This is a genomic window from Cystobacter fuscus (assembly GCF_044360685.1).
GTDB lineage: Bacteria > Myxococcota > Myxococcia > Myxococcales > Myxococcaceae > Cystobacter > Cystobacter fuscus_C.
Genome location: NZ_CP043491.1, coordinates 2584846 through 2605720 on the forward strand (window position 1 = coordinate 2584846; position 20875 = coordinate 2605720).

Annotated in this window: 15 protein-coding genes; 7 read left to right on the forward strand and 8 right to left on the reverse strand. The window is 69.0% G+C overall.

The features are described from left to right. Positions 1–19: 19 nt before the first annotated feature. The gene (locus tag F0U63_RS10735; RefSeq protein WP_395845795.1) at positions 20–1204 is read left to right on the forward strand and encodes a hypothetical protein; all 1185 of its coding nucleotides are present in this window, start codon (positions 20–22) and stop codon (positions 1202–1204) included. On the opposite strand, the gene F0U63_RS10740 is transcribed toward F0U63_RS10735, so the two are convergent. Next, on the reverse strand, positions 1205–1864 hold the full coding sequence (locus tag F0U63_RS10740; RefSeq protein ID WP_395845796.1) for an oxidoreductase: 660 nt from the start codon (positions 1862–1864) through the stop codon (positions 1205–1207). 60 nt (positions 1865–1924) lie between these two features. Further along, a complete protein-coding gene (locus F0U63_RS10745; protein ID WP_395845797.1) occupies positions 1925–2392 on the reverse strand; it encodes a PaaI family thioesterase in 468 nt (155 codons plus the stop codon). A 29-nt stretch (positions 2393–2421) separates the two neighbouring features. On the opposite strand from F0U63_RS10745, the gene F0U63_RS10750 reads away from it, so the two are divergent. Both F0U63_RS10750 and F0U63_RS10755 read left to right on the forward strand, forming a co-directional pair. Beyond that, positions 2422–3765 (forward strand): hypothetical protein, encoded by a 1344-nt coding sequence (locus F0U63_RS10750; RefSeq protein WP_395845798.1) that lies wholly within the window; start codon positions 2422–2424, stop codon positions 3763–3765. A 109-nt stretch (positions 3766–3874) separates the two neighbouring features. After that, positions 3875–6253 (forward strand): ATP-dependent helicase, encoded by a 2379-nt coding sequence (locus tag F0U63_RS10755; RefSeq protein WP_395845799.1) that lies wholly within the window; start codon positions 3875–3877, stop codon positions 6251–6253. 19 nt (positions 6254–6272) lie between these two features. Here F0U63_RS10755 and F0U63_RS10760 read toward each other — a convergent pair whose 3' ends face one another. After that, a complete protein-coding gene (locus tag F0U63_RS10760) occupies positions 6273–7661 on the reverse strand; it encodes an MATE family efflux transporter (protein ID WP_395845800.1) in 1389 nt (462 codons plus the stop codon). A 432-nt stretch (positions 7662–8093) separates the two neighbouring features. Here F0U63_RS10760 and add point away from each other — a divergent pair, with 432 nt between their 5' ends. The 3 genes from add (at position 8094) to F0U63_RS10775 (ending at position 10620) form a co-directional block, all read left to right on the forward strand. Then, the gene (gene add, locus F0U63_RS10765) at positions 8094–9254 is read left to right on the forward strand and encodes an adenosine deaminase (RefSeq protein ID WP_395845801.1); all 1161 of its coding nucleotides are present in this window, start codon (positions 8094–8096) and stop codon (positions 9252–9254) included. 24 nt (positions 9255–9278) lie between these two features. After that, complete coding sequence (locus F0U63_RS10770) at positions 9279–10058, forward strand: SDR family oxidoreductase (RefSeq protein WP_395845802.1); 780 nt, start codon at positions 9279–9281, stop codon at positions 10056–10058. A gap of 106 nt (positions 10059–10164) precedes the next feature. Then, positions 10165–10620, forward strand: coding sequence for a hypothetical protein (locus tag F0U63_RS10775; RefSeq protein WP_395845803.1), 456 nt, complete (start codon positions 10165–10167; stop codon positions 10618–10620). Positions 10621–10687: 67 nt separating this feature from the next. On the opposite strand, the gene glgC is transcribed toward F0U63_RS10775, so the two are convergent. Beyond that, on the reverse strand, positions 10688–11917 hold the full coding sequence (glgC, locus tag F0U63_RS10780; protein ID WP_395845804.1) for a glucose-1-phosphate adenylyltransferase: 1230 nt from the start codon (positions 11915–11917) through the stop codon (positions 10688–10690). 133 nt (positions 11918–12050) lie between these two features. Between glgC and F0U63_RS10785 the strand changes: the two genes are divergently transcribed. Continuing rightward, complete coding sequence (locus tag F0U63_RS10785; RefSeq protein ID WP_395845805.1) at positions 12051–12935, forward strand: diguanylate cyclase; 885 nt, start codon at positions 12051–12053, stop codon at positions 12933–12935. Positions 12936–12986: 51 nt separating this feature from the next. Here F0U63_RS10785 and F0U63_RS10790 read toward each other — a convergent pair whose 3' ends face one another. From F0U63_RS10790 to F0U63_RS10805, 4 genes are read right to left on the reverse strand one after another with little or no spacing between them, the layout of a single operon-like run. Then, positions 12987–14015 carry an NAD-dependent epimerase/dehydratase family protein gene (locus F0U63_RS10790; protein WP_395845806.1) on the reverse strand — a complete coding sequence of 343 codons (1029 nt, stop codon included), beginning with the start codon at positions 14013–14015 and terminating at the stop codon, positions 12987–12989. Next, complete coding sequence (locus F0U63_RS10795; RefSeq protein ID WP_395845807.1) at positions 14012–18421, reverse strand: AMP-binding protein; 4410 nt, start codon at positions 18419–18421, stop codon at positions 14012–14014. Before F0U63_RS10795 ends, F0U63_RS10790 begins: the two co-directional genes overlap by 4 nt. A 24-nt stretch (positions 18422–18445) precedes the next feature. Beyond that, on the reverse strand, positions 18446–20059 hold the full coding sequence (locus tag F0U63_RS10800) for a lactate racemase domain-containing protein (RefSeq protein ID WP_071901255.1): 1614 nt from the start codon (positions 20057–20059) through the stop codon (positions 18446–18448). Between the two features lie 17 nt (positions 20060–20076). Continuing rightward, positions 20077–20742: an HAD family phosphatase gene (locus tag F0U63_RS10805; RefSeq protein ID WP_002629078.1), complete on the reverse strand. Its 666-nt coding sequence runs from the start codon at positions 20740–20742 to the stop codon at positions 20077–20079. Positions 20743–20875: the final 133 nt, after the last annotated feature.

Genomic DNA, 20875 nt, shown 5'->3' on the forward strand with positions numbered 1-20875 from the left:
ACCCCAGGAGGGTACTCCCATGGTCGTTGACCCCCTCTCCAGATATCAGGCCCGGCGTGAGCAGCTCTCGCGGGGCGGACTTTCCCAAGGTGACGCGCTCGAGGTGATTGGAGACCTGCTTCGGCGGGGCGAGCGGTTGGGAGGAGAGGGAGTCGAGCAGGCACTTCGGGGATTGAGTCGCGGGGAGCTCGAGGGGTGGTTGCGCGCACGTGAGCCCGAGGCGCTCCAGCCCGTGTTGTTGCGCGCCGCTCAGGAGGCCGCCGAGGCCGCCCTGGGCGAGGACGTCGACGAGTCGGACGTGTGGCGTGCCTCCGCGTTCGAGGGACTGACGGCGCGCGACCGGGCCGAGTCCACCCTGCGCGCCATCGCCCGATGGGAAGCCGTCCACGGTGCGTTACAGGGCGAGGCGGCGGCGCGCTTGAAGGCGCTGTGCGAGGCGCTCGAGCGGTTGGACGACGCGATGCGCCCAAGGGCCCGCTGGTTCATCCCCCTGAATTCCCAGCGCCGGGCGGAGCGCGACCTGCTGGACGCGGCGGAGCGGTCCCGGGCCTGGTGGTTCAGTGCCCGCGCCGAATGTGACGACTTTCTCGGCGCCCTGAGCCCACGGGGTGACCGGCCCGGTGCCCATGTGCAGGGGTGCCGCGAGTGCCAGGAGGACCTGGCGAAGAGCGCTCCGGTGGATGCGCCTCCCAAGCGGCACCTGAGCGCGGATGATCTGTGGCGCTTCGACATGGGTACCCTGTCCGCCGCGGAGCTGCGCTGGGTGGACGGTCACACGGAGAAGTGCCTGGACTGTGCCCAGGCCATCTGGGCCCTGGAGGAGGGAGACGAGGCCATCTCCCAGGCGTCGTCGATGGATCGTGAGCCCGCCGCTCCCGCGGCGCGGACCTCGCGAGCCCCGGCGTCCGCCGCGCGCGGAACCGGTTCCGCGCGCCATGCCGAGCAGCGCGACATCCTGGAGGAGCGGCGGGAGTTCCGCGTGGTGCTCATCCGCGAGCGCCAGCGGGCCCGGCTCCTGGTGCAACCCCTCGCGGGGCGTGCCGTGACGGCGGCGGTCTTCCTCGCCCCCGGCAAGCCCTCGCTCAAGCCCCAACCCGGCCCGGAAGGTCTCCAGTTCGATCTGGGCACCGCCGGAGGCCGCTCCGCGCACCTGATGGTGCGCGTGGGCAACAACGAGATCTTCGAGCGCGACTTCTCCTTCTGACTACTGGCCCAGGGTCTGCAACTCGCCCGAGGGCACCACCCGCACGCCCAACTGGGCCTCGCGCGCCAGGGTGACCATCGCCCGCGCGACGGTGCGCGCCTCGATGGGGCGGCTGGCCAGCGGACGCAGCAGCGGTGCCAGGGCCCGGGAGACGGCGGCCGCCGCGCGCTCGCCGGTGCGGCGCTCGGGGCGCTCTCCGAGCAGGAGCGAGGGCTGGAGGATGACGAGCGACTCGAAGCCCACCGACGCGAGCGCCTCTTCCACCTGGCCCTTCACGCGGTTGTAGAAGATGCGTGAGCGGGCATTGGCGCCCAGGGCCGTCACCACGAGGAAGCGCTGGACGCCCGCCGCGCGCGCCGCCTGGGCGAAGGCCAGCACGGCGTCATGGTCCACGGCGCGGAAGGCCTCCTGGCTGCCCGCCTTCTTGATGGTGGTGCCCAGGCAGCAGAAGGCGTCCTGCGCCGCGGGCAGTGGCTCGCCGCCGAGCCGGGCGAAGTCCACCGTGTGCTGGACGAGCTTCGGGTGTTGCCGGGGCAGTGCCCGGCGGCCGAGGGAGTGCACCTCGCGGTAGCGTGAATCCGCGAGCAGGGTGTCGAGCAGCCAGCCTCCGACCAGGCCACTGGCTCCGGCCACGAGCGCGGTGCGTGTAGGGGTGTCCATGGCGGGCATGCTCATCACATTCCCCCCGGGGGCGCCAGGGGAGAGCGTCCCGCGAGGTCCTCAGTTGACGGCCGGACTCTCTCCCGAGGCCCACTTCATCCGGGACACCTGGACCACGCCCTGGCAGCGGGCGCACACCACGCCCTGGGCGTCGTACATGCGAGCGGAGGCGAAGACGGTGGTGGAGCCCATGCTGTCGATGGTCGCCTCGGCGCGCAGGAGATCGCCGCGCAGGGGGCGCTCGAAGCTGATGGAGAGCTGCACGGTGGCGGCGCGTCGGGTGGGATCCCTCAGGGCGGGCGTGCTGCCGATGACCAGGTCGAAGAGGGCCGAGATGATGCCGCCATTGACGGCGTCGGAGCCCAGGCCGCCGCGGTGCTCGGGGCGGACCTCGGCGATGACGACGACCTTCTGGCCGGAGGGGAAGCTCATCCGGGCGCCAAAGTGCTTCAGCGTCAGGCTCTGGTTGAACTGTTCGGCGTAGCGGTCGAGTTGCTCTTGCGAGGGGTAGGTCTCTGCGTCGGACATGACGCGACTCTACTGGTAGAAGGTGGGTCATGCCGCGTCCGCCGCGACTCCTCGCCGTGCTGCTGGCCGTTTCGGGATGCTCGGGACTCCAGGATTGTGGGGCTCGCCCGCCCGCTCCGCCCTCCCGGCCCGCGACCGCTCCGGTGGCCGCTCCGTCCGCCGCCCCGGACCAGGCGGCCCTGGCAGCCGCGGCCCCCTACGCGAAGAGCTGGTGGGTCCTCCTGCATTCCTCGGCCACTCCGGGCGAGGGGGGCGAGGCGCTGGAGGCGCTGAAGCGGACGGGACTGCCCGCGGAGCCGCTGCGCCTGTCCACGACGCCGTTCCGGGATCTGCGTCCGTGCCTGGAGGCGGTGGTGGCCCGGACGTTCACGAGCCGGGCGGAGGCGTTGGATTTCCAGGCGCGGCTGCGCGAGGCGGGGGTGGTGGCGGACGTGAAGTACGCGGGTCCGCTGCAGGCCGGACGCGGCGTGGCCTGCCGTGCCGGAGAGGAGGCCCAGCGAGCGCTCCTCGAGGGCCCGCGCCGGCGCGAGGCGCCGCGTTTCGTCGAGTCCCATGTCGGACGCACCTTCATGCTGCTGGCCGGGAGTCAGGAGAGCCATGTGCTCGAGCCGGTGGACGTGCGCCGTGGCGTCTGGATGGCTCCGGCGCCGGGAGATCCCACCGGGCTGTTCTCCGCGGGGGATCGGGTGGACGTGTACGGCGCGCGGGGGCTGCTCCAGGGGGGCTGCGCGGTGAAGGGCTTCGCGTGGATCAACCGGGGGGTGCCCGCCTTCGACTACTTCCTGCGCGAGCCGCCGCCCGAGTCACCGGGCTGTGGCCGGGCCTGGGCCTTCGCGGAGCTGGACTGTGAGGTGCCGCCGGAGGAGTGGGGCTTCGCGCTGCCCGCGGGGACGCCCGCCCCCGTGTTCTTCACGGCCAGCGAGGCGCCCGCCGGACTCGTCACCACCCACGAGTCCGCGCTCCGGGGCTCGCCGCGCTTCGCCGAGTCGCGCTCGGAGGCGCTGCTCCAGGCGGAGCGGGTGGGGGAGAAGCTGGAGGTGGAGGTGAGCTCGTTCAGCTACAACTCGGGAGAGTGGCGGGCGCTCTTCTCGGTGGCGCGCCTGCGCGTGGGCGAGGGTCATTCGCTCTGCGGCATGGACTATGACCAGCAGGTCACCCGCGCCGTGGTGATGCAGCCCGGGGCGGCCGCGCGCGTGCTGCCCTTGGACGACCTGTCCGGCGACACGGTGGTGGGCGTGATGGACCTGGAGGGGGACGGGCGCATGGAGTTGCTCCTGCGCGACTCCTGGCCCGCGCCGTGGGTGCGCCTGGTGCGCGAGGATGGCACCGAGGTGGCTGGCGCCGTGGTGGAGAACTGCGACAGCGGGTGTTGAGCCCGCACGGAGCGTCGAGGCTCCCCGACAGGGCAGGCGGGCGCTCCCCTTCGTGGAACGTCCTTCCGAGCGGACGGAAACTCGTTAGAAACAGCGTTTCCCCCTAGATATGGCGCTTGCCTTGAACGCCGAAAACGAACTCCTCAAAGATCTGAACGAGCCCCAGAAGGAAGCGGTCCTCCATGGGGATGGACCCCTGCTCGTGCTGTCGGGCGCGGGCAGCGGCAAGACGCGCGTCATCACCCGCCGCGTGGCCCACCTGGTGCGCTTCCGCGGCGTCTTCCCCTGGCGCATCCTCGCCGTCACCTTCACCAACAAGGCCGCGCGCGAGATGCGCGAGCGGCTCGTCCAGTTGCTCGGCCCCCAGGCCCACGAACTGGTGGTGAGCACCTTCCACTCCTCCTCGTCGATGATCCTCCGCCGGGCCCTGAAGGATCCCAGGATGGTGGACCACAAGGTGGCGGAGCTGATGGGGCTGACGCCCTCGTTCGTCATCTACGACGACGGGGACCAGCTGCAGCTCATCAAGCGCGCCATGCGCGAGGCCCGGGTGGACCCCATCATGCAGCCCCGGGAAATCCTCCACCGCATCGACGGGGAGAAGAACGCGGCGCGCCTGCCCGACCAGATGGTGGTGGACGTGGACGACGCGCGCGGTGTGGTGGTGCAGAAGACCTACCACGCCTACCAGAAGCTCTTGCGCGCGGCGAACGCGGTGGACTTCGGCGACCTGCTGCTCCTGCTCGTGGCGCTCCTGCGCCAGCGCCCGGACGTGTTGGACCAGTACCAGAAACGCTTCCGGCACATCCTCGTGGACGAGTTCCAGGACACCAACCCGGTGCAGTACGAGCTGTTGCGCCTGCTCGCTCCACCGGAACGGCGGCCCAACCTGGTGGTGGTGGGCGACGACGACCAGTCCATCTATCGCTGGCGCGGCGCGAGCGTGGACAACATCCTCGACTTCCCGGAGCACTTCCCGGGCGCGCGCGTGGTGAAGCTCGAGCAGAACTACCGCTCGGACCAGAACATCCTCGACGCGGCGCACGCCGTCATCCGGCGCAACTCCCGGCGCATGCCCAAGAAGCTGTGGAGCGACCGGCCCAAGGGCGAGAACCTCACCCTGCTGCTCAACCGCGACGAGCGCGCCGAGGCCCAGGAAGTCGCCCGGCGCATCCACGGGCTGCAGCGCGAGGGCTTCATCAAGTACTCGGGTATGGCGGTCTTCTACCGCACCAACGCGCAGAGCCGCGTGCTCGAGGAGGCCATGCGCCTGGCGCGCGTGCCCTACACGCTGGTGAGCGGACGCAGCTTCTACGACCGCGCCGAGGTGCGTGACGCGGCGGCCTACCTGCGCCTGATGGTGAATCCGCGCTCGGACGCGGACCTGCTGCGCATCATCAACACGCCGGCGCGCGGCATCGGCGACACCACGGTGGAGCGGCTGGTGGACTTCGCCAACCAGTCCGGGGTGAGTCTGTACGAGGCCTCGGCGGCGCCCGAGCGCATCACCGGCCTCAACTCGGCGGCGGTGCGTCGGCTGTCGGGCTTCCATGCCCTGGTGTCGTCGCTGCACGCCTTCGCCCAGGAGTCGCAGGACGCGGCGAGCGCGGTGGACCAGATGCTCAAGGAGACGCACCTGGTGGAGTCGCTGCAGACGGAGGGCAGCGACGAGTCGATGACGCGTGCGGAGAACCTGCGCGAGTTCCTGGGCGCGGCGCAGGAGTTCGATCTCAACCGGGCGGCGGCGGCCGTGGCGGCGTCCACGGCGGGCGACGGGGACACGGCGCCCGTGCCACCGGAGGAGGCGGACCTGGACACGTCCCCGCTCACCGCGGACATCCCCCCGCTCAACGCCTTCCTGGAGCAGATCAGCCTGGTGGGTGACGCGGACGCCGAGGTGGGCGAGGGCCGGGTGGCGCTGATGACGCTGCACGCGGCCAAGGGGCTCGAGTTCGACGCGGTGTTCATCACCGGCATGGAGGACGGGGTGTTCCCGCACTCGCGCGCGCTGCATGGGGGCGAGTCGGAGGATGGCGGGGAGGAGATGGCCGAGGAGCGCCGGCTCTGCTACGTGGGCTTCACCCGCGCGCGCAGGCGGCTGTTCGTGAGCCTGGCGCAGTGCCGCTCGCTCTTCGGCGAGCTGCGCTACAACCCGCCCTCGCGCTTCCTGGCCGAGGTGCCGCAGGAGCTCTTCGGCATCGCCGAGCAGGAGCTGCCCCCGGCGCCGAAGGAAGCGCCCTTCACGAAGAAGAAGCGCAACTGGGCGGACGAGGACGACGGGCCGCGCGTGGACCGGACCTACTCGCAGGCGGCGGACGGGGAGGGGATTGGCGGGGATGTGCGCGGGATGCGCGTGCGCCACGAGCAGTTCGGCATGGGGCGCATCATCTCGGCGGATGGCCAGGGGCCCAACGCCAAGGTGACGGTGGACTTCGGCGGGCAGGTGGGCCTCAAGCGCGTCATCGCCCGCTTCCTCCTGCCGGGGTAGGCCCCCGGCCCCCTGTCGCTCACGTCCCGAGCACGGCCACCGGCGCCGGCTCGGTGGCGGGCGACACGAGCGACTTCGTCTCCCACGCCCGGCTGCGCCAGCGCAGCCACATGATGATGCCGCGCGTCCACTCGTCCGCGGCGATCGCGAGCCACACGCCCGCCAGTCCCAGTTTCAGCTGGAAGGTCAGCACGTACCCGAGCGGCAGGCTCATGCACACCATGGAGCCGAAGGCCGCGTACACGGTGAACGTGGCGTCTCCGGCGGCGCGCAGGGCGTTGACGAGCACGAGGTTGAAGGATCGCCCGGACTCCAGCACGAGGCTCAGGACGATGACCTGGGAGGCGAGCTGGATGATGTCGGCATTGGCCGTGAACAGCCCGAGCAGGGGCTTGCGCAGGAGGATGGCGACGGCGTCCACCAGCACGGTGAGCGCCACGGACCACTTCAAGCTGCTCAGGGCGCGCTGGTAGGCCTCCTGCGCGCGGCTCGCTCCCACCAGCCGTCCGATGAGGATGGACGTACCGATGCCGATGGCGAGGCTGAACAGGAAGATGTACTGCGAGATGGCCATCGCGTACTGCCGCGACGCCAGCGCCACGGAACCGAGGAAGGTGACGTAGTACAGGAAGACGGTCTGGCAGACGTGGTACGTCACCTGCTCGACGGCGGCGGGCAGGCCCACCTTGAGGATCTTCCGGATGTACTCGCGCGAGAACGTCACGTAGTCGCGCGCCACCATCCGCACGTCCATCACCCGGTAGAGCATCCACACGAACACGGCGAGAGCGATGGCCCGGCTGAACACGGTGGAGATCGCCGCTCCGGCCACGCCCATGCGCGGCAGGCCCAGGTGGCCGAAGATGAGCGCCCAGTTGCCGAGCACGTGCAGCGCGTTCATCCCCATGGCCACGTACATGGACTCCTTGGTGAAGCCGTACGTGCGCAGCAGGCTGGAGAACACGTTGATGAGGGCCTGGATGAAGATGAAGCCTCCGGCGATGCCCATGTAGGTCCGCGCGTCGGTGAGCACCACGCCCTGCAGGTTCATCCTCCCCAGGATCGCCCCGCCGCCCAGCAGCAGCGCCGCGCTGACCGTGATGCCGAGCAGGAAGTTGAGCGTGACGGCGAGCGCGGAGATGCGCGCCGCTTCCTGGCTCCGGCGCGCCCCCAGGTACTGGGCCACGACGATGGAGGCGCCGTTGCTGATGACCTCCATGATGAGGATGCAGACGAAGATGTACTGGTTGACCACTCCGACGGCGGACACCGCATCGTCGGAGACGCCGCTGAGCATCAGCGTGTCCGCCGTGCCCATCAGCATGAACAACAAGAACTCGAGGAAGATGGGCCAGGTCAGCCGCATCAATCCGGGAGCGGAGTGCGCTGACGTGGGGTCGGTATGCATGGACGCGTATTTCCTTTGCCGCCCCGGCTCTCTCACGCCCTCGTCGGGCTGTCGAGCGACAAGGCCCTGACAGTTAACGGGCGGGGTGAGACAGCGCTCCTCTATCTGCTCGCCCTCCCTTCCTCGTCCCCCCTCACGAGGGGTGCGGCTGACACCTTCACGAGAGCTTCTCCACCCCCACCGGGCGTGTAAGTCGGGCCGTGTGCCGTGGGAGCGAGCAGACAGGAGCTTCCCCCTCGTGTGGGGACCAACCACTCCCCCTCCGGGTGGGCTCCCTCCACGGTGCGCATGCGGGCTCACGGGGGGCCTACGGGCAGCCGTGGCGTCACGGCGAGGGCGAAGACGGAGCGCGGACGGCCGGGAGACGACAAGGTTGAAGGTTGAGTGAGGTTTTCCGGACCCCTAGGATGCCCGGCAAGGAAGGAACCCGACATGGCTTCGATTCGAGACGACGAGCTGCCCAGCTCGACTGGCATACCTTCATCCGCGCGCCGGGTGGATTGGGTGGCGCCCCCGGCGCTCCCCGTCACCGAGGAGCTGCTGCGCGCCCTGCCCAAGACGGACCTGCACTGCCACCTGGATGGCTCCATGCGGCTGCGCACCATCCTCGAGCTGGCCGAGCAGCAGAAGGTTCACCTGCCCGCGGACACCGAGGACGGCCTCGCCAAGGCGATCCACATGGGCGAGGTGTGCAAGAGCCTCGAGGACTACCTGGTGGCTTTCGACGTGACGCTCTCGGTGCTGCAGACGGCCGAGGCGCTCTACCGTGCCGCCTACGAGCTGGCGGTGGACGCCGCGGCGGAGAACGTGCGCTACCTGGAGGTGCGCTACTCGCCCGCCCTGCACCTGAAGAAGGGCCTGAAGATGACGACGGTCATCGACTCGGTGCTCGAGGGCCTGCGCGTGGCCAAGCGCGAGACGGGCATCAAGTACGGTGTCATCGTCTGCGGCATCCGCCACATCAACCCGCAGACGTCCATGCGGCTCGCCGAGCTGTCGGTGGCGTACAAGAACCGGGGCGTCATTGGCTTCGACCTGGCGGGCGCCGAGGCGTCCTTCCCGGCGAAGGATCACAAGGACGCCTTCCAGCTCATCCTGCGCAACAACGTCAACTGCACGGCGCACGCGGGTGAGGCCTTCGGGCCCGAGTCCATCTCCCAGGCCATCCACTACCTGGGCGCGCACCGCATCGGCCACGGCACGCGGCTGCGCGAGGATGGGGATCTGCTCAACTACGTGAACGATCACCGCATCCCGCTGGAGGTGTGCCCCTCCTCCAACGTGCAGACGGGCGCGGTGTCGAGCCTGGACGCGCACCCGCTGAAGTTCTACTTCGACTATGGCCTGCGCGTGACGATCAACACGGACAACCGGCTCATCACCGACACCACGGTGACCAAGGAGCTGTGGCTGTCGCACAAGGAGATCGGCCTGTCGCTGGAGGATCTGACCACCATCATCGTCTCCGGCTTCAAGAGCGCCTTCCTGCCGTCGCGCGAGAAGCAGGACTTCCTGCGGCAGGTGAATGATGAGATCACCCGCACGCTGGCGGCCTTCGAGAAGCGGCCCCAGATGGTGAAGCAGCCGGCCTGAGCCGGGGAAAGGACGCGGTCGTCTATGGATTTGGAGCTGGGTGGCAAGGTGTTCCTGGTGACGGGGGGCTCGGACGGGCTGGGGGCGGCGGTGGCCCTGCGGCTGGTGCGGGAAGGGGCCCGCGTGGCCATCTGCGCGCGCAACCCCGAGCGCCTGGAGGCTGCGGCCTCGGTGCTGCGCGGAGCGGGGGGCGACGTGCTGGCGGTGGTGGCGGACGTCACCCGCGCCGAGCACGTGGATGCCTTCGTGGACGCGGCGGCGGCGCGCTGGGGCCGGGTGGACGGGCTGGTGAACAACGCGGGAGCCGCGGCGGCGCGGCCCTTCGCCGAACTGGACGACGCGGCGTGGGAGGCGGACCTGCAGCTCAAGCTCTTCGCCGCGGCGCGGGCGTCGCGGCGCGCGCTGCCCCACCTGCGCGCGGCGGGGGGCGGCGCCATCGTCAACGTGCTGGCCATCTCGGCCAAGGCGCCGGGGGCCCAGTCGATGCCGTCCTCGGTGTCGCGCGCGGCGGGCATGGCGCTCACCAAGTCCCTGTCGAAGGAGCTGGGCCCCGAGGGCATCCGGGTGAACGCGGTGTTGCCGGGCCTCATCGAGAGCGGCCAGTGGGAGCGCCGCGCGGTCGCCACGAACCAGCCGGTGGAGACGGTCTACTCGCAGCTGTCCAAGGGCTCCGGCATTCCGCTCGGGCGCGTGGGCAAGGCCGAGGAGTTCGCCGACGTGGTGGCCTTCCTGCTCTCGCCGCGCGCGGGCTTCGTGAGCGGGGTGGCGCTCAACGTGGACGGTGGACAGTCCCCCGCCGTGTGAAGTGTGAAGATTCCCTGGCGCTCCTCCCGGCCTCCGGGTGGAATCGGGCGGCGCGGGACCCCTGGGGCTCGCGACCGCTTCACGCATTCACACGAGGGGAACGCACATGGATCCATTTCCTGAGAACCTTCCGGGCTCGCCGGGCCCGGGAGCGAGCGCCACGGCCCGCGAGCAGGTGAGCGCGCCGGCCATCCTGTTGATGGTGACGGCGGGGCTGGGCGTGGTGATGTCGCTGGTGGGCCTGGCCCAGGCCGTCTTGGGGCTGAATCAGATTCCACCCCAGCTTCTCGATGATCCGAATCTCAGCCAGTACCGCTCCCTCTTCGAGAGCGTGCAGAAGGCGGGGAGCTTCTCCAACGTCATCACCCTGCTGCTCAGTGGCCTGACGTTCTTCGGCGCCCTGAAGATGAAGAACCTGGAGAACTTCGGCCTGTCCATGGCCGCCGCCATCATCGCCCTCCTCCCGTGCGTCGGGCCGTGCTGCTGCCTCGGCCTCCCGGTGGGCATCTGGGCGCTGGTGGTGATCAACAAGCCGGAAGTGAAGTCCGCCTTCCGCGGCTAGACGCCGGACGCACGACGGCCCGCCCCCACGGAGCGTGGGAGGCGGGCCGGGTGGATGCGAGCGCGACTCAGGCGACCTTCATGCCCTTGGGGATGACGACCACGCCGCCCGAGGTGACGTGGAAGCGGCGCCGGTCCTCCTCGAGGTCGTAGCCGATGGTGGTCTCCTGGGGGATCTCCACGTTCTTGTCGATGATGGCGCGCCGGATGCGGCAGCGCCGCCCGATGGTGACGTTCTCGAAGAGCAGCGAGTCCTCGATCTCGGAGAACGAGTTGACGCGCACCTTGGGGGAGAGCACCGAGCGCTTCACGTGGCCGCCGGAGATGATGCACCCCTCGCTCACCAGCGAGTCCATGGCGTGGCCCACGCGCTTGTGCTCGTGGTCGGCGAAGACGAACTTGGCCGGCGGGAAGTTGTTGGGCTGGGTGTAGATGGGCCACCGGTCATTGTAGAGGTTGAACACCGGGTCCACCTCCACCAGGTCCATGTTGGACTGGTAGTACGTGTCGATGTTGCCCACGTCCCGCCAGTAGCCGCGCTCCTTCTGCTCCTGTCCGGCGATGACATTGGTGGCGAAGTCGTACACGTACACCGGCTCGCGCTTGTACAGCTCGCTGATGATGGACTTGCCGAAGTCGTGGGCGCTCGACTCGATGGCCGCGTCGCGCACCACCTCCTGCACCAGCGACTGGGTGGTGAAGAGGTAGTTGCCCATGGACGCCAGGCAGTACTTGTCGTTGCCCGGCATGGGCGGCGGGTTCTTGGGCTTCTCCACGAAGCCGCGCATGCGCCCGTCCGGCCCCACGTCGATGATGCCGAACTCCCGCCCCTCGTGCAGGGGCACGGGGATGGCCGCCACCGTGCAGGCGGCCTTGCGCTCGACGTGGAAGTCGAGCATCTGCCGGCAGTCCATCCGGTAGATGTGGTCCGCGCCGAAGACGAAGATGTGGTCCGGCTCCTCGTCGGTGATGATGTTGAGGTTCTGGTAGATGGCGTCCGCGCTGCCCTTGTACCAGTCCATGCCGGTGCGCATCTGCGCGGGCACCGTCTCCACGTAGTGGTCCAGGAACGCCGACATCCGCCAGGCGCGCGACAGGTGCTTGTTGAGCGAGTCGCTCTTGTACTGGGTGAGCACCTTCATCCGGTAGATGCCGGAGTTGGCGAAGTTGGAGAGGACGAAGTCGATGATGCGGTAGCGGCCGCCAAAGGGAACGGCCGGCTTGGCGCGTTCACGAGTCAGGGGTTCGAGCCGGGTTCCGGCGCCCCCCGCGAGGATCATTGCGAGCAATTTCGCCATAGGGTGCGCCAAGTTACCCGGAGGGGGAGACCCAGCAAGTCCGCTCTGGGGGCATCGTTGAATAGCGAAACTGTGCCCTCCTGGCGGGCGCTCGTGGCTTCCCACGGGGCAGCCGTGCTATGTCTTCGAAGCGATGGCTGGCGACGAAACCCGAGTAACCAAGATCTCCGCGATCAAGGATCTGGCGAGCACGGTCGATGCGGAATGCTGCATCGTGCAGATTCACGGGCCGGAGCTGGGCAAGAAGTACACGCTCCTGGAGCAGGAATTCACCATTGGACGTGAGGAGGGCAACCACATCGTGGTGGACCTCGACAACGTCTCGCGCCGGCATGCGCGCATCATCCGCATGCAGGGGCGGATGTTCGTGCAGGACCTGGGCTCCACCAACGGCACCTACCTCAACGACCAGGAGGTGACGCAGGAGACGCCGCTGCGCAGCGGCGACCTCATCAAGGTGGGGGGCTCCATCTTCAAGTTCCTCACCGGTGACAACGTGGAGTTGCAGTACCACGAGACCATCTACACGCTCACCATCCAGGACGGCCTCACCGGCATCAACAACAAGCGCTACTTCCTGGAGTACCTGGAGCGCGAGATGGGCCGGTGCCACCGCTACGGGCGCCCCCTGACGCTGATGCTCTTCGACATCGATTTCTTCAAGAAAATCAACGATGTCCACGGGCACCTGGCGGGGGACTACGTGCTGCGCGAGCTGTCGCAGACGCTCAAGCGGCTGGTGCGCAAGGAGCAGTGCTTCGCGCGCTACGGCGGCGAGGAGTTCGCGGTCGTCATCCCCGAGGACGGCGGCGACAAGGCGCGCATCTTCGCGGAGAAGATCCGCCGCACCATCGAGGAGAAGCAGTTCGTCTTCGAGAACCAGGAGATTCCCGTCACCGTGTCCCTGGGCGTGGCCGACATGACGCCCGACATGGTGGAGCCGCTCCAGTTCATCAAGATCGCCGACGCCAACCTCTACAAGGCCAAGAAGTCGGGCCGCAACCGCGTGGTCGGCTAGCCACCCCGGGCTCCCTCCCCCTGTGTCGGGGGAGGGTGGGGTGGAAGTGACTCAGGTCCCCTCGCGCCGCTCGGCCAGCCGGCCCTTGGTGCCGGGCAGGTGGCCCGGGGCCATGCGCGTGTAGAGGTACTTCACGGTGTCGTGGAGCGTCTCGTGGACGTCGCGGGCGTGGAAGCCCAGCTCGCGCTCGGCCTTGGCGCTGTCCAGCCAGAACCAGTGCTCGCCGATGTCCACCTCCTGGGGATCCAGGGTGGGCTTCGTCCCGCGCCACTTCGCCACCTGCTCGAGCAGTTGGGCGCCCAGCACGTTCACCCGCGGGGGCAGCTTGAGCCGGGGGGCGGGCACGCCGGTGAGGCGCTCGAGGCGCTGGAAGAAGTCCCACATGGACAGGTTCACGCCCATGAGGTGGCGCCCGTACACCTCGCCGCGGGTGAGCGCGCTCACGAAGGCGTCCGCCAGGTCGCGCACGTCCACGAAGGAGATGCCTCCGCCGGGCATGGCGGGAATCTCCCCCTGGAGGAACTTCATCACCGTCCACGTGGAGGACAGCCGGTCATCCCCCGGCCCCATGAGGAGGCTGGGGTTGAGCACCACGAGGGGTATGGCGTGCTGGCGGCAGAACTCCAGCGTGAGCTTCTCCTCGTAGATTTTCGACAGGTAGTAGGGCCAGCGGCCCACCACCTCGATGGGGTAGCCGTCCTCCTCGGTGCCCACGCGCTCGTCCTTGGAGACGGCGATGGTGCCCGAGGTGGAGGCGAGGATGACGCGCTGGAGGCCCGCCTCACGCACGTCGTGGAGGAGCGCGCGCGTGCTGTCCACGTGCAGCTCGTACATGCGCCGCGCGTCCTTGTCCTGGAAGGAGACGAGCCCCGCCAGGTGGTAGAGCGCCTGCACGCCCTCGAGCGCCCGGCGCACGGCCTCGCGGTCCTTCAGGTCCCCGGGGATGTACTCCACGGACTCGAAGCCTGGGCCCTTGGGACGGGAGCGGCCGATGACGCGCACCTCGTGGCCGGCGGCCACCAGCCGGGGCACCAGGTGCGAGCCCAGGAAGCCCGTGCCTCCGGTGACGAGCAGCTTCACGATTCACTCCTTCCGGTGGACAGGGCGCGGCGCTGGTCCTCCACCGTCGCCGAGTCGTCGAAGCTGAGCACCCGGCCCGCGGCGAGCGCCCGGATGGCGTCCTCGGCGAGGCGGGTGGCGTAGCGGTAGCTCTCCGAGCGCGACATGCCCTGGGTCTTGGCGCGCAGCATCTCGTGCGTGAGCACGGGGCCGATGTGGCCCTCCAGCTCGCGCGACTTGGGCAGCATCCGCCCCTTGGGCAGGGCCTCGTAGGCTCCCTTGAGGTAGATGGGCAGCACGTCCACGTTGTAGGTGAGCGACAGGTAGCCGAGCGTGGGCTTGAACTCGAGCAGCTCGCCCGTCACCGAGCGCGTGCCCTCGGGGAAGATGAGCAGGTTGTAGCCCTGCTGCAGGGCGCTGCCGGCCATGCGCAGCGACTCGCGCAGCGAGCCGTGCCGGTCCATGGGGATGAGGTCCGTGAAGTTCTCGAAGTACGCGCGCTTGAGCGGCGTGTCGAAGAAGTAGTCGCGCGCGGCGATGGTGGTGAGGCGCTGGCCCTGCTCGCCGAGCACCAGCTTGACGAGCCCCATGTCCAGGTGGCTCGTGTGGTTGGCGATGACGAGGAAGTTGCGGTTCTGGGGGATGAAGGGCTTGCCCGTCACCTTCACGTCGAACAGGCCGCCGAAGATGGCCTGCTGGCCGAGCCGCACCGCGTGCCGTCCCAGGGTGACGAGGGGCTCGGGCACGGGAATCTCCACCTCCTCGCTCTTCTGGACCTCGCGGGAGATGTCCTTGGCGCGCGTCTCCACGCCCGGCTTGCGGCCGCTGGCGAGCACGAGCTTGCGCAGGTCCTCCACCGTCTGCACGTGCGTGAGATCATTCGCGGAGGGCAGGGGCACCCCCGCCTGCTCCAGGGCCACGGACAGCTCGGTGAGCATGAGCGAGTCCACGCCCAGGTCTCCACTCAGGTGGGCCTCGGGACGGATGTCGGCGAGGGGCCGGTTCACCACCTCGGCGAGCAGCGGGTAGAGCCAGTCGGCCACGCCGCCGGTGCCCGCGTGCTGTACGCGCTCGCGCGCCTTGTCTCCGGATGCGACGAGGCGATCCAGCTTCTTGAGCTCCTCCACCACCTGCTTGCGCTTGACCTTGCGCGAGGACGTGCGCGGCAGCTCCACGTCCGTGAAGCGCAGCACCTTCACCCGGCGGTAGAAGGGCATCTCGTGGCCCTTCTTGCGGAAGTGCTCCTCCAGCTCGCGCCGCACCTCCTCGCGGGGCCGCTCGAGGTAGTCCGGCACGCACAGGCAGGCGACCTTCTCGCCACCGGCCTCGTCCGGGAGCCCCACGATGGACAGCTCCTTGATGTGCGGGTGGTCGCCGTACACCTCCTCGAGCTCGTCCGGGTACACGTTCTTCCCGTTGGCGTCGATGATGACGTCCTTCTTGCGGCCCACCAGGTACAGCCGGCCCTCGGCGTCGATGCGGCCCAGGTCTCCGGTGTACAGCCAGCCCTCCTTGAGCACGGCGTCGGTGGACTCCTTGTCGCCGAAGTAGCCGGCCATGACGCTCGGACCGCGGGCGATCACCTCGCCGATGCCCTCGTTGTCCGGCTCGAGGATGCGCAGCTCGATGCCCGGCAGCGCCTTGCCCACCGTGCCCGGCTGGCGCTTGTTGACGTTCGTCTCGGACACCGTGAGCACGGGGGCGGCCTCGGTGAGGCCATAGCCCTCGATGATGTTGAAGCCGAGCTGGTGGAAGGCCTTGTGCACGTCATCCGGCAGCGCCGAGCCGCCGGACACGAGGAACTTGATCTTCCCGCCGAACTTGCGGTGCACGGGCCAGAAGAGCAGCTTGCCCAGATTGAGGTTGCTGCGGTTGCGCAGCTCGCCGTGGGTGGCCATCAGCGTCTTGATCGCCTGCTCCACCAGGGGCGGGCGGCTGGCCATCTCCTGCGTCACCTTGCGGTGCAGGAGCTGCCAGAGCGCGGGCACGCCAATCATGGCCGACACGCGGCCCGTCTCGAACACCTCGCCGAGTTTGTCCGACGTCAGCTCGTCGATGTACGTCACCTCGGCGCCGCGCGAGAAGGGCGTGAGGAAGCCGGCGGAGAACTCGAAGGTGTGGTGCAGGGGCAGCACGGAGAGCACCCCGTCGCCGACGCCGATGGCGAACGCACCCGCCAGCTTCGCGATGAGCGAGGCGAAGTTGCGGTGGGTGAGCATCACGCCCTTGGGCGTGCCGGTGGTGCCCGAGGTGAAGATGAGGCTGGCCACGTCGTCCGCGGCGGCCGTGCGGCGCACCGGGCCGATGCTGTCCGGGTACTGGGGATCTCCACTCATCGCCTCGGCGAGGCTGACCACGCGCGTGGACAGGCCCGCCTGGGCGAGCAGCTCGGCGAGGTTCGGCATCTCCGCGGCCGTCTCCTCGGACAAGAGCAGCACCCGGGCCTCGGAGCGGCGGGCGATGTTCACCACCTCGGACTCGTTGAGGCTCGAGTCCACGGGCACCGCGGTGCCGCCCGCGCGCAGGATGCCGAAGTAGGAGATGGGCCACTCGGGCCGGTTCTCCGACAGGAGCATCACGCGCTCGTTGCGCTTGACGCCTTCCTTCATGAGGAAGCTGCCCACGCGGTTGGCGTAGCGGTTGACCTCGCCGTAGGTGAAGCGCTCTTCCTTCTCGTTGGCCGCGAAGCGGAAGGCGACGCGGTGGCGCCACGCGTTGACGCTCGCCTCCAGCATCTCCAGGAGGTCGCGGTGGGCGGGGATGACGGTGCGCCGCTTCGTCTCCTCCTCGAGTCCCGGGAACACCCACTTCTCCAGGCCGGGCAGGTGGGTGTCGAGGAAGTAGACGCGCCAGTCGATCGCCTCGGGGGCCCAGGGAATGCGGGCCCGGTCATGCGGCTCCATGTGCGCGTAGACCGAGCGCGTGTTGTCGCAGCGGAAGACGTAGCGGTTGTCGTAGAGGAAGGGCATGAACAGGTCGATGAGCCCCATGAGGCCCTCGCCCTGTTCCTCCACCTCGGTGAGCGCCTCGCGCGCGCGCTCCATGACGGCCTGCACCTTGGGGGCTCCCCAGGCGGGCTTCACCTCGTCGATGGCCTGGCGCAGCAGGCGCGCGCCCTTGACGAACATGGGGGCGCTGAAGTTCTCGAAGACGAAGCGGCTGGCCGGCATGGGCTCGATGCGCGAGCGCAGCTCGTTCATCAGCGCACTGCCCGTCTCCTTGTTGCGGTAGTAGCGGCGGCGGTAGAGGCCGACGAGCTCGATGGAGCGGCTCGCGTAGAACGGATTCACGTCGCCACTGGCCAGGTGGTAGACGCGCCGCTCCTCCACCTTCATGGAGTGGGCGGTGATGCCGATGGTGGCGCCGGCCACGTGGTCCACCGGGATGATGTCCAGGATGGCCTTGTCCCCGGCGGGGATGTTGCGCTGGCCCTTGATGCCGGCGAAGGCGAGCGGCGCCGAGGTGGTGAAGCCCTCGTTCCACCCGGGGAAGGGGAAGTGCTGGGCGCTCTCGACGATGGAGGGCCGGACGATGGCGTAGCGCAGGCCGGGGGTGCTGGCCATGACCTGCTCGCCCAGGCTCTTGGTGTACGTGTACGTGTTGGGCCAGCCCCAGTGGCGCGCCCGGTCCATGCCCGCGCGCACCAGCTCGCCGGACAGCCACAGCTTGCGCTCGCGGCCCACGGCCAGCCGCAGCGTCTTCTCGTCGTTGGCGTCGCGGCCCTCCTGCTCCAGCCGCTCCAGGGCCTTCTTGCGGAAGAGGGACGTGAGGGTCTTGTCGTCGGCCTGCTCGCGCAGCCGGGCCACGACCTTGTCCGCGTCCGCGAGCTCCTGCTCCAGGCTGAAGTCGCGCCCGTCCAGCTCGTCCTGGCGGGGGAAGTAGCCCACCACGTCCTCGTCCTCGAAGACGAGCCCGTTGCGGTTGCCCGCCACGAAGGCCGTGGACATGTGCACCAGCGGCACCTTCCACTTGAGCGCCAGCTCCACGGTGTTCTTCACGCCGTGGGTGTTGACGTTGAGGCCCACCTCCAGCGAGGGGTTGAAGGACACCAGGCCCGCGCAGTTGATGATGGCGTGCACCTGGCCCACGAGCGCGTCGGCCTGCTCGGGCGTCAGGCCCATGAGCGGATCGGTGATGTCGCCGTCGAGCACCTGCACCTTGCGGCGCAGGAACTCGAGCGCGCCCTCGTCGCCGTGCGCGTCGCGCAGCGGCTGGAAGGGCTCGCTGGTGGCCACCTTGTCGAAGAAGCGCCGCTCGGCGGACGGGGCGCTGCCCTTGCGCACGAGCACGTAGAGCTTGTCCAGCTGCTCGCCATAGCGCGACAGGAGCATGGACAGGGTGACCTTGCCCACGAAGCCGGTGGAGCCCGAGAACAGCAGGCGCTTGCCGGTGAAGACCTCGGTGACGTTCAGCTCGGGGGTACTCATCGTGTGGCCCATCCCGGGGGAGGCTTACTTCACGTCGACCATGACGGTGGGGGCGATGCGCAGCAGGCTGATGCTGGCCGAGCGGCCCATGAAGCCGCGCGCCTCCTCGATGGCCTCGGTGAGGGTGTCGGTACGGTCCCAGCCGAGCAGCGCCGGGACGTGGTTGTTCTCCGCGCCCGCGACGATGACCTTGCCCGCGTGCTGGCGGCCGTTCTCGCCCCAGTACCACATGTAGAGCGGGTGCACGCCGTGGTAGGCGTTGCCCTTGCGGTACAGGTGCACGTAGCTGGGGTTCTCGGCGAACTCGCGCTCGTACTTCTTCTCGATCTCCACCGCGTCGCGCGTCTCGGGCAGCACGCGGTTGAAGAACTCGATGTAGCTGGGGTGCTGCACCGGATCGAACTCGTCGAAGGCCGGGTGGGTGAGGATGATGACGCCGCCCTTCTTCACCAGCGGCACGCCGCGGTTGAGGTTGAAGAAGTAGCCCAGCCCCATCACCTGCACGAGCAGCGGGTTGAGGATGGAGTTGACGCTGTAGGGCGAGATGAAGGGGATGGGGAAGATGACGATGTCGCTCTGCCCCTGCACCGGCACCACGTACTGCTGCCAGCTCTTCTCCAGGATCTTCTGGTGCGTGGGCTCGGTGGCGCCGGCGAACACGCCCGTCACGTCATAGGGGGCGGGCACGGAGTTGAGGATGGTGCGGGCCGCGGCGCGCGGCACCTTCGACAGTGCGTAGCGCATGGCGTGGAACTTCAGCCGGTCGCCCTCGGTGTAGTCCTCCTCGCGCTTGTGGAGGAAGTCGGTGGCCGGGCCGAACATGCGGTTGTTGAGCACCGACTCGATGTGGAAGACCTTGAGGTGCTTGTCGATCGCCTTGCCGATGCGCTCGTTGCGCCGGTACAGCTCGCTCTTCTTGGGCTCCATGTAGCTGTCGGAGCCGCGGATGGTCTGCGGGTTGTGGTGCGCGCGCAGGCTCGCGTAGTTGGCCAGGCCCGTGCCCATGGACTTGTGCCCACCGTTCATGGGCACGAAGTTCACGTTGACGTAGACGGTCAGGTCGCTCTCGGCCACGCGCCGGTTGACGGCCACCACGTGCGAGCCGCACGGGCTGCGCTCCAGCTCCGTGATGCCGTCCGGGTCCTCGGCGTCGTGGTTGTAGTAGCGGTCCGGGTAGTAGGCGTCGAAAATTTTCTGGCCCACCATGCGCCGCATCTCGCCCTCCGTCATGCGGCGGTGCAGGGCGTTGGCGATGATGAGGTGGATGTCGTCCACGCCCGAGTCCGCGCACAGCTCCAGCACCACCTCGAGGATGGACTGGCGCACGTCGGGCGTGGCCATGGGCGGCAGCGGCACCGAGATGTCGTCGATGACGCAGGTCAGCCGCATGCCCGGGCGCAGGAGCGCGTGCAGGGGCTCCATGCCCTCGGGGTGGTTGATGGCCCAGCGGATGGCGGCCTTCACGTTGGGCACGCCCGCCAGGGGCGGACGGGGGAAGATGACCCGGGTGCCCACGGGCAGGTCCTCGAGCAGGAAGTTCTCGCCGCTGAAGAGCGCCCGGGGAGGGCTGCCCTTCTCGGTGATGACGACCTGACTTTCCTCGTCGTAGAGCTTCTGGAGCGTCTTGAGCGGGCGCATGGGAGCGGAGGCTTTCGTTACTTGAGGTCCAGGATGGGCCAGTTGTAGGCCCGGGCGATGGAGCGCAGACGCATGTCCGGGTTGACGGCGGTGGGCCGCCCCACCACGGCGAGCATGGCGTAGTCGGAGGCGCTGTCGGAGTAGCCGTGGCACTGGTCGAGCGCCAGGCCCTCGCGGACACAATAGGAGCGGATGGCGTTGGCCTTGTTCGCCCCCTCGATGATGGGGGGGATGACCTTTCCGGTCGCCTTGCCCCCCACGAACTGCATCTTGTTGGCGATGAGGTCGTCGGCGCCCAGGTGGCGCACCAGGGGCCGCATGCTGAAGTCCAGGGCGCCCGTGACGAGCACGATGCGGCAGCCGGCCCGGCGCGCCTGGTCGATGAGGTCGCGCGTCTGCTCGTAGAGGGCGGGCTTGAGCACGTCCTCGAACATGTCCTCGGCGACGGAGATGAGTCGATCCTCGGACAGTCCGGCGTAGTAGCGGTAGAAGAATTCGTTGAACTTCTTGCGGTTCACCGCGTCCATGGCGGCGAACAGGGGGGCACTGGCGGCCGTGGCCAGTGTCCTCCCGGCGATGCCCAGCAGGGAACCCCGGTTCATCGCATAGTAGGCGTAGACGTGGACGACGTTGGTTTTCACCAACGTCCCGTCGACATCGTAGAAGGCGGCTTTCGCGGGCATGGGCAAGGCGGGCTTCCTGACACCGGAGTCAGGCGTGTGTCAACCGCGCTCCACGTCCCGGAATTCGCCGAATGGACCCCAGAAGCCCCGCGAGGCTCCCCGTGCTGACCGTCGAACAGCCTCGGTTATCCCA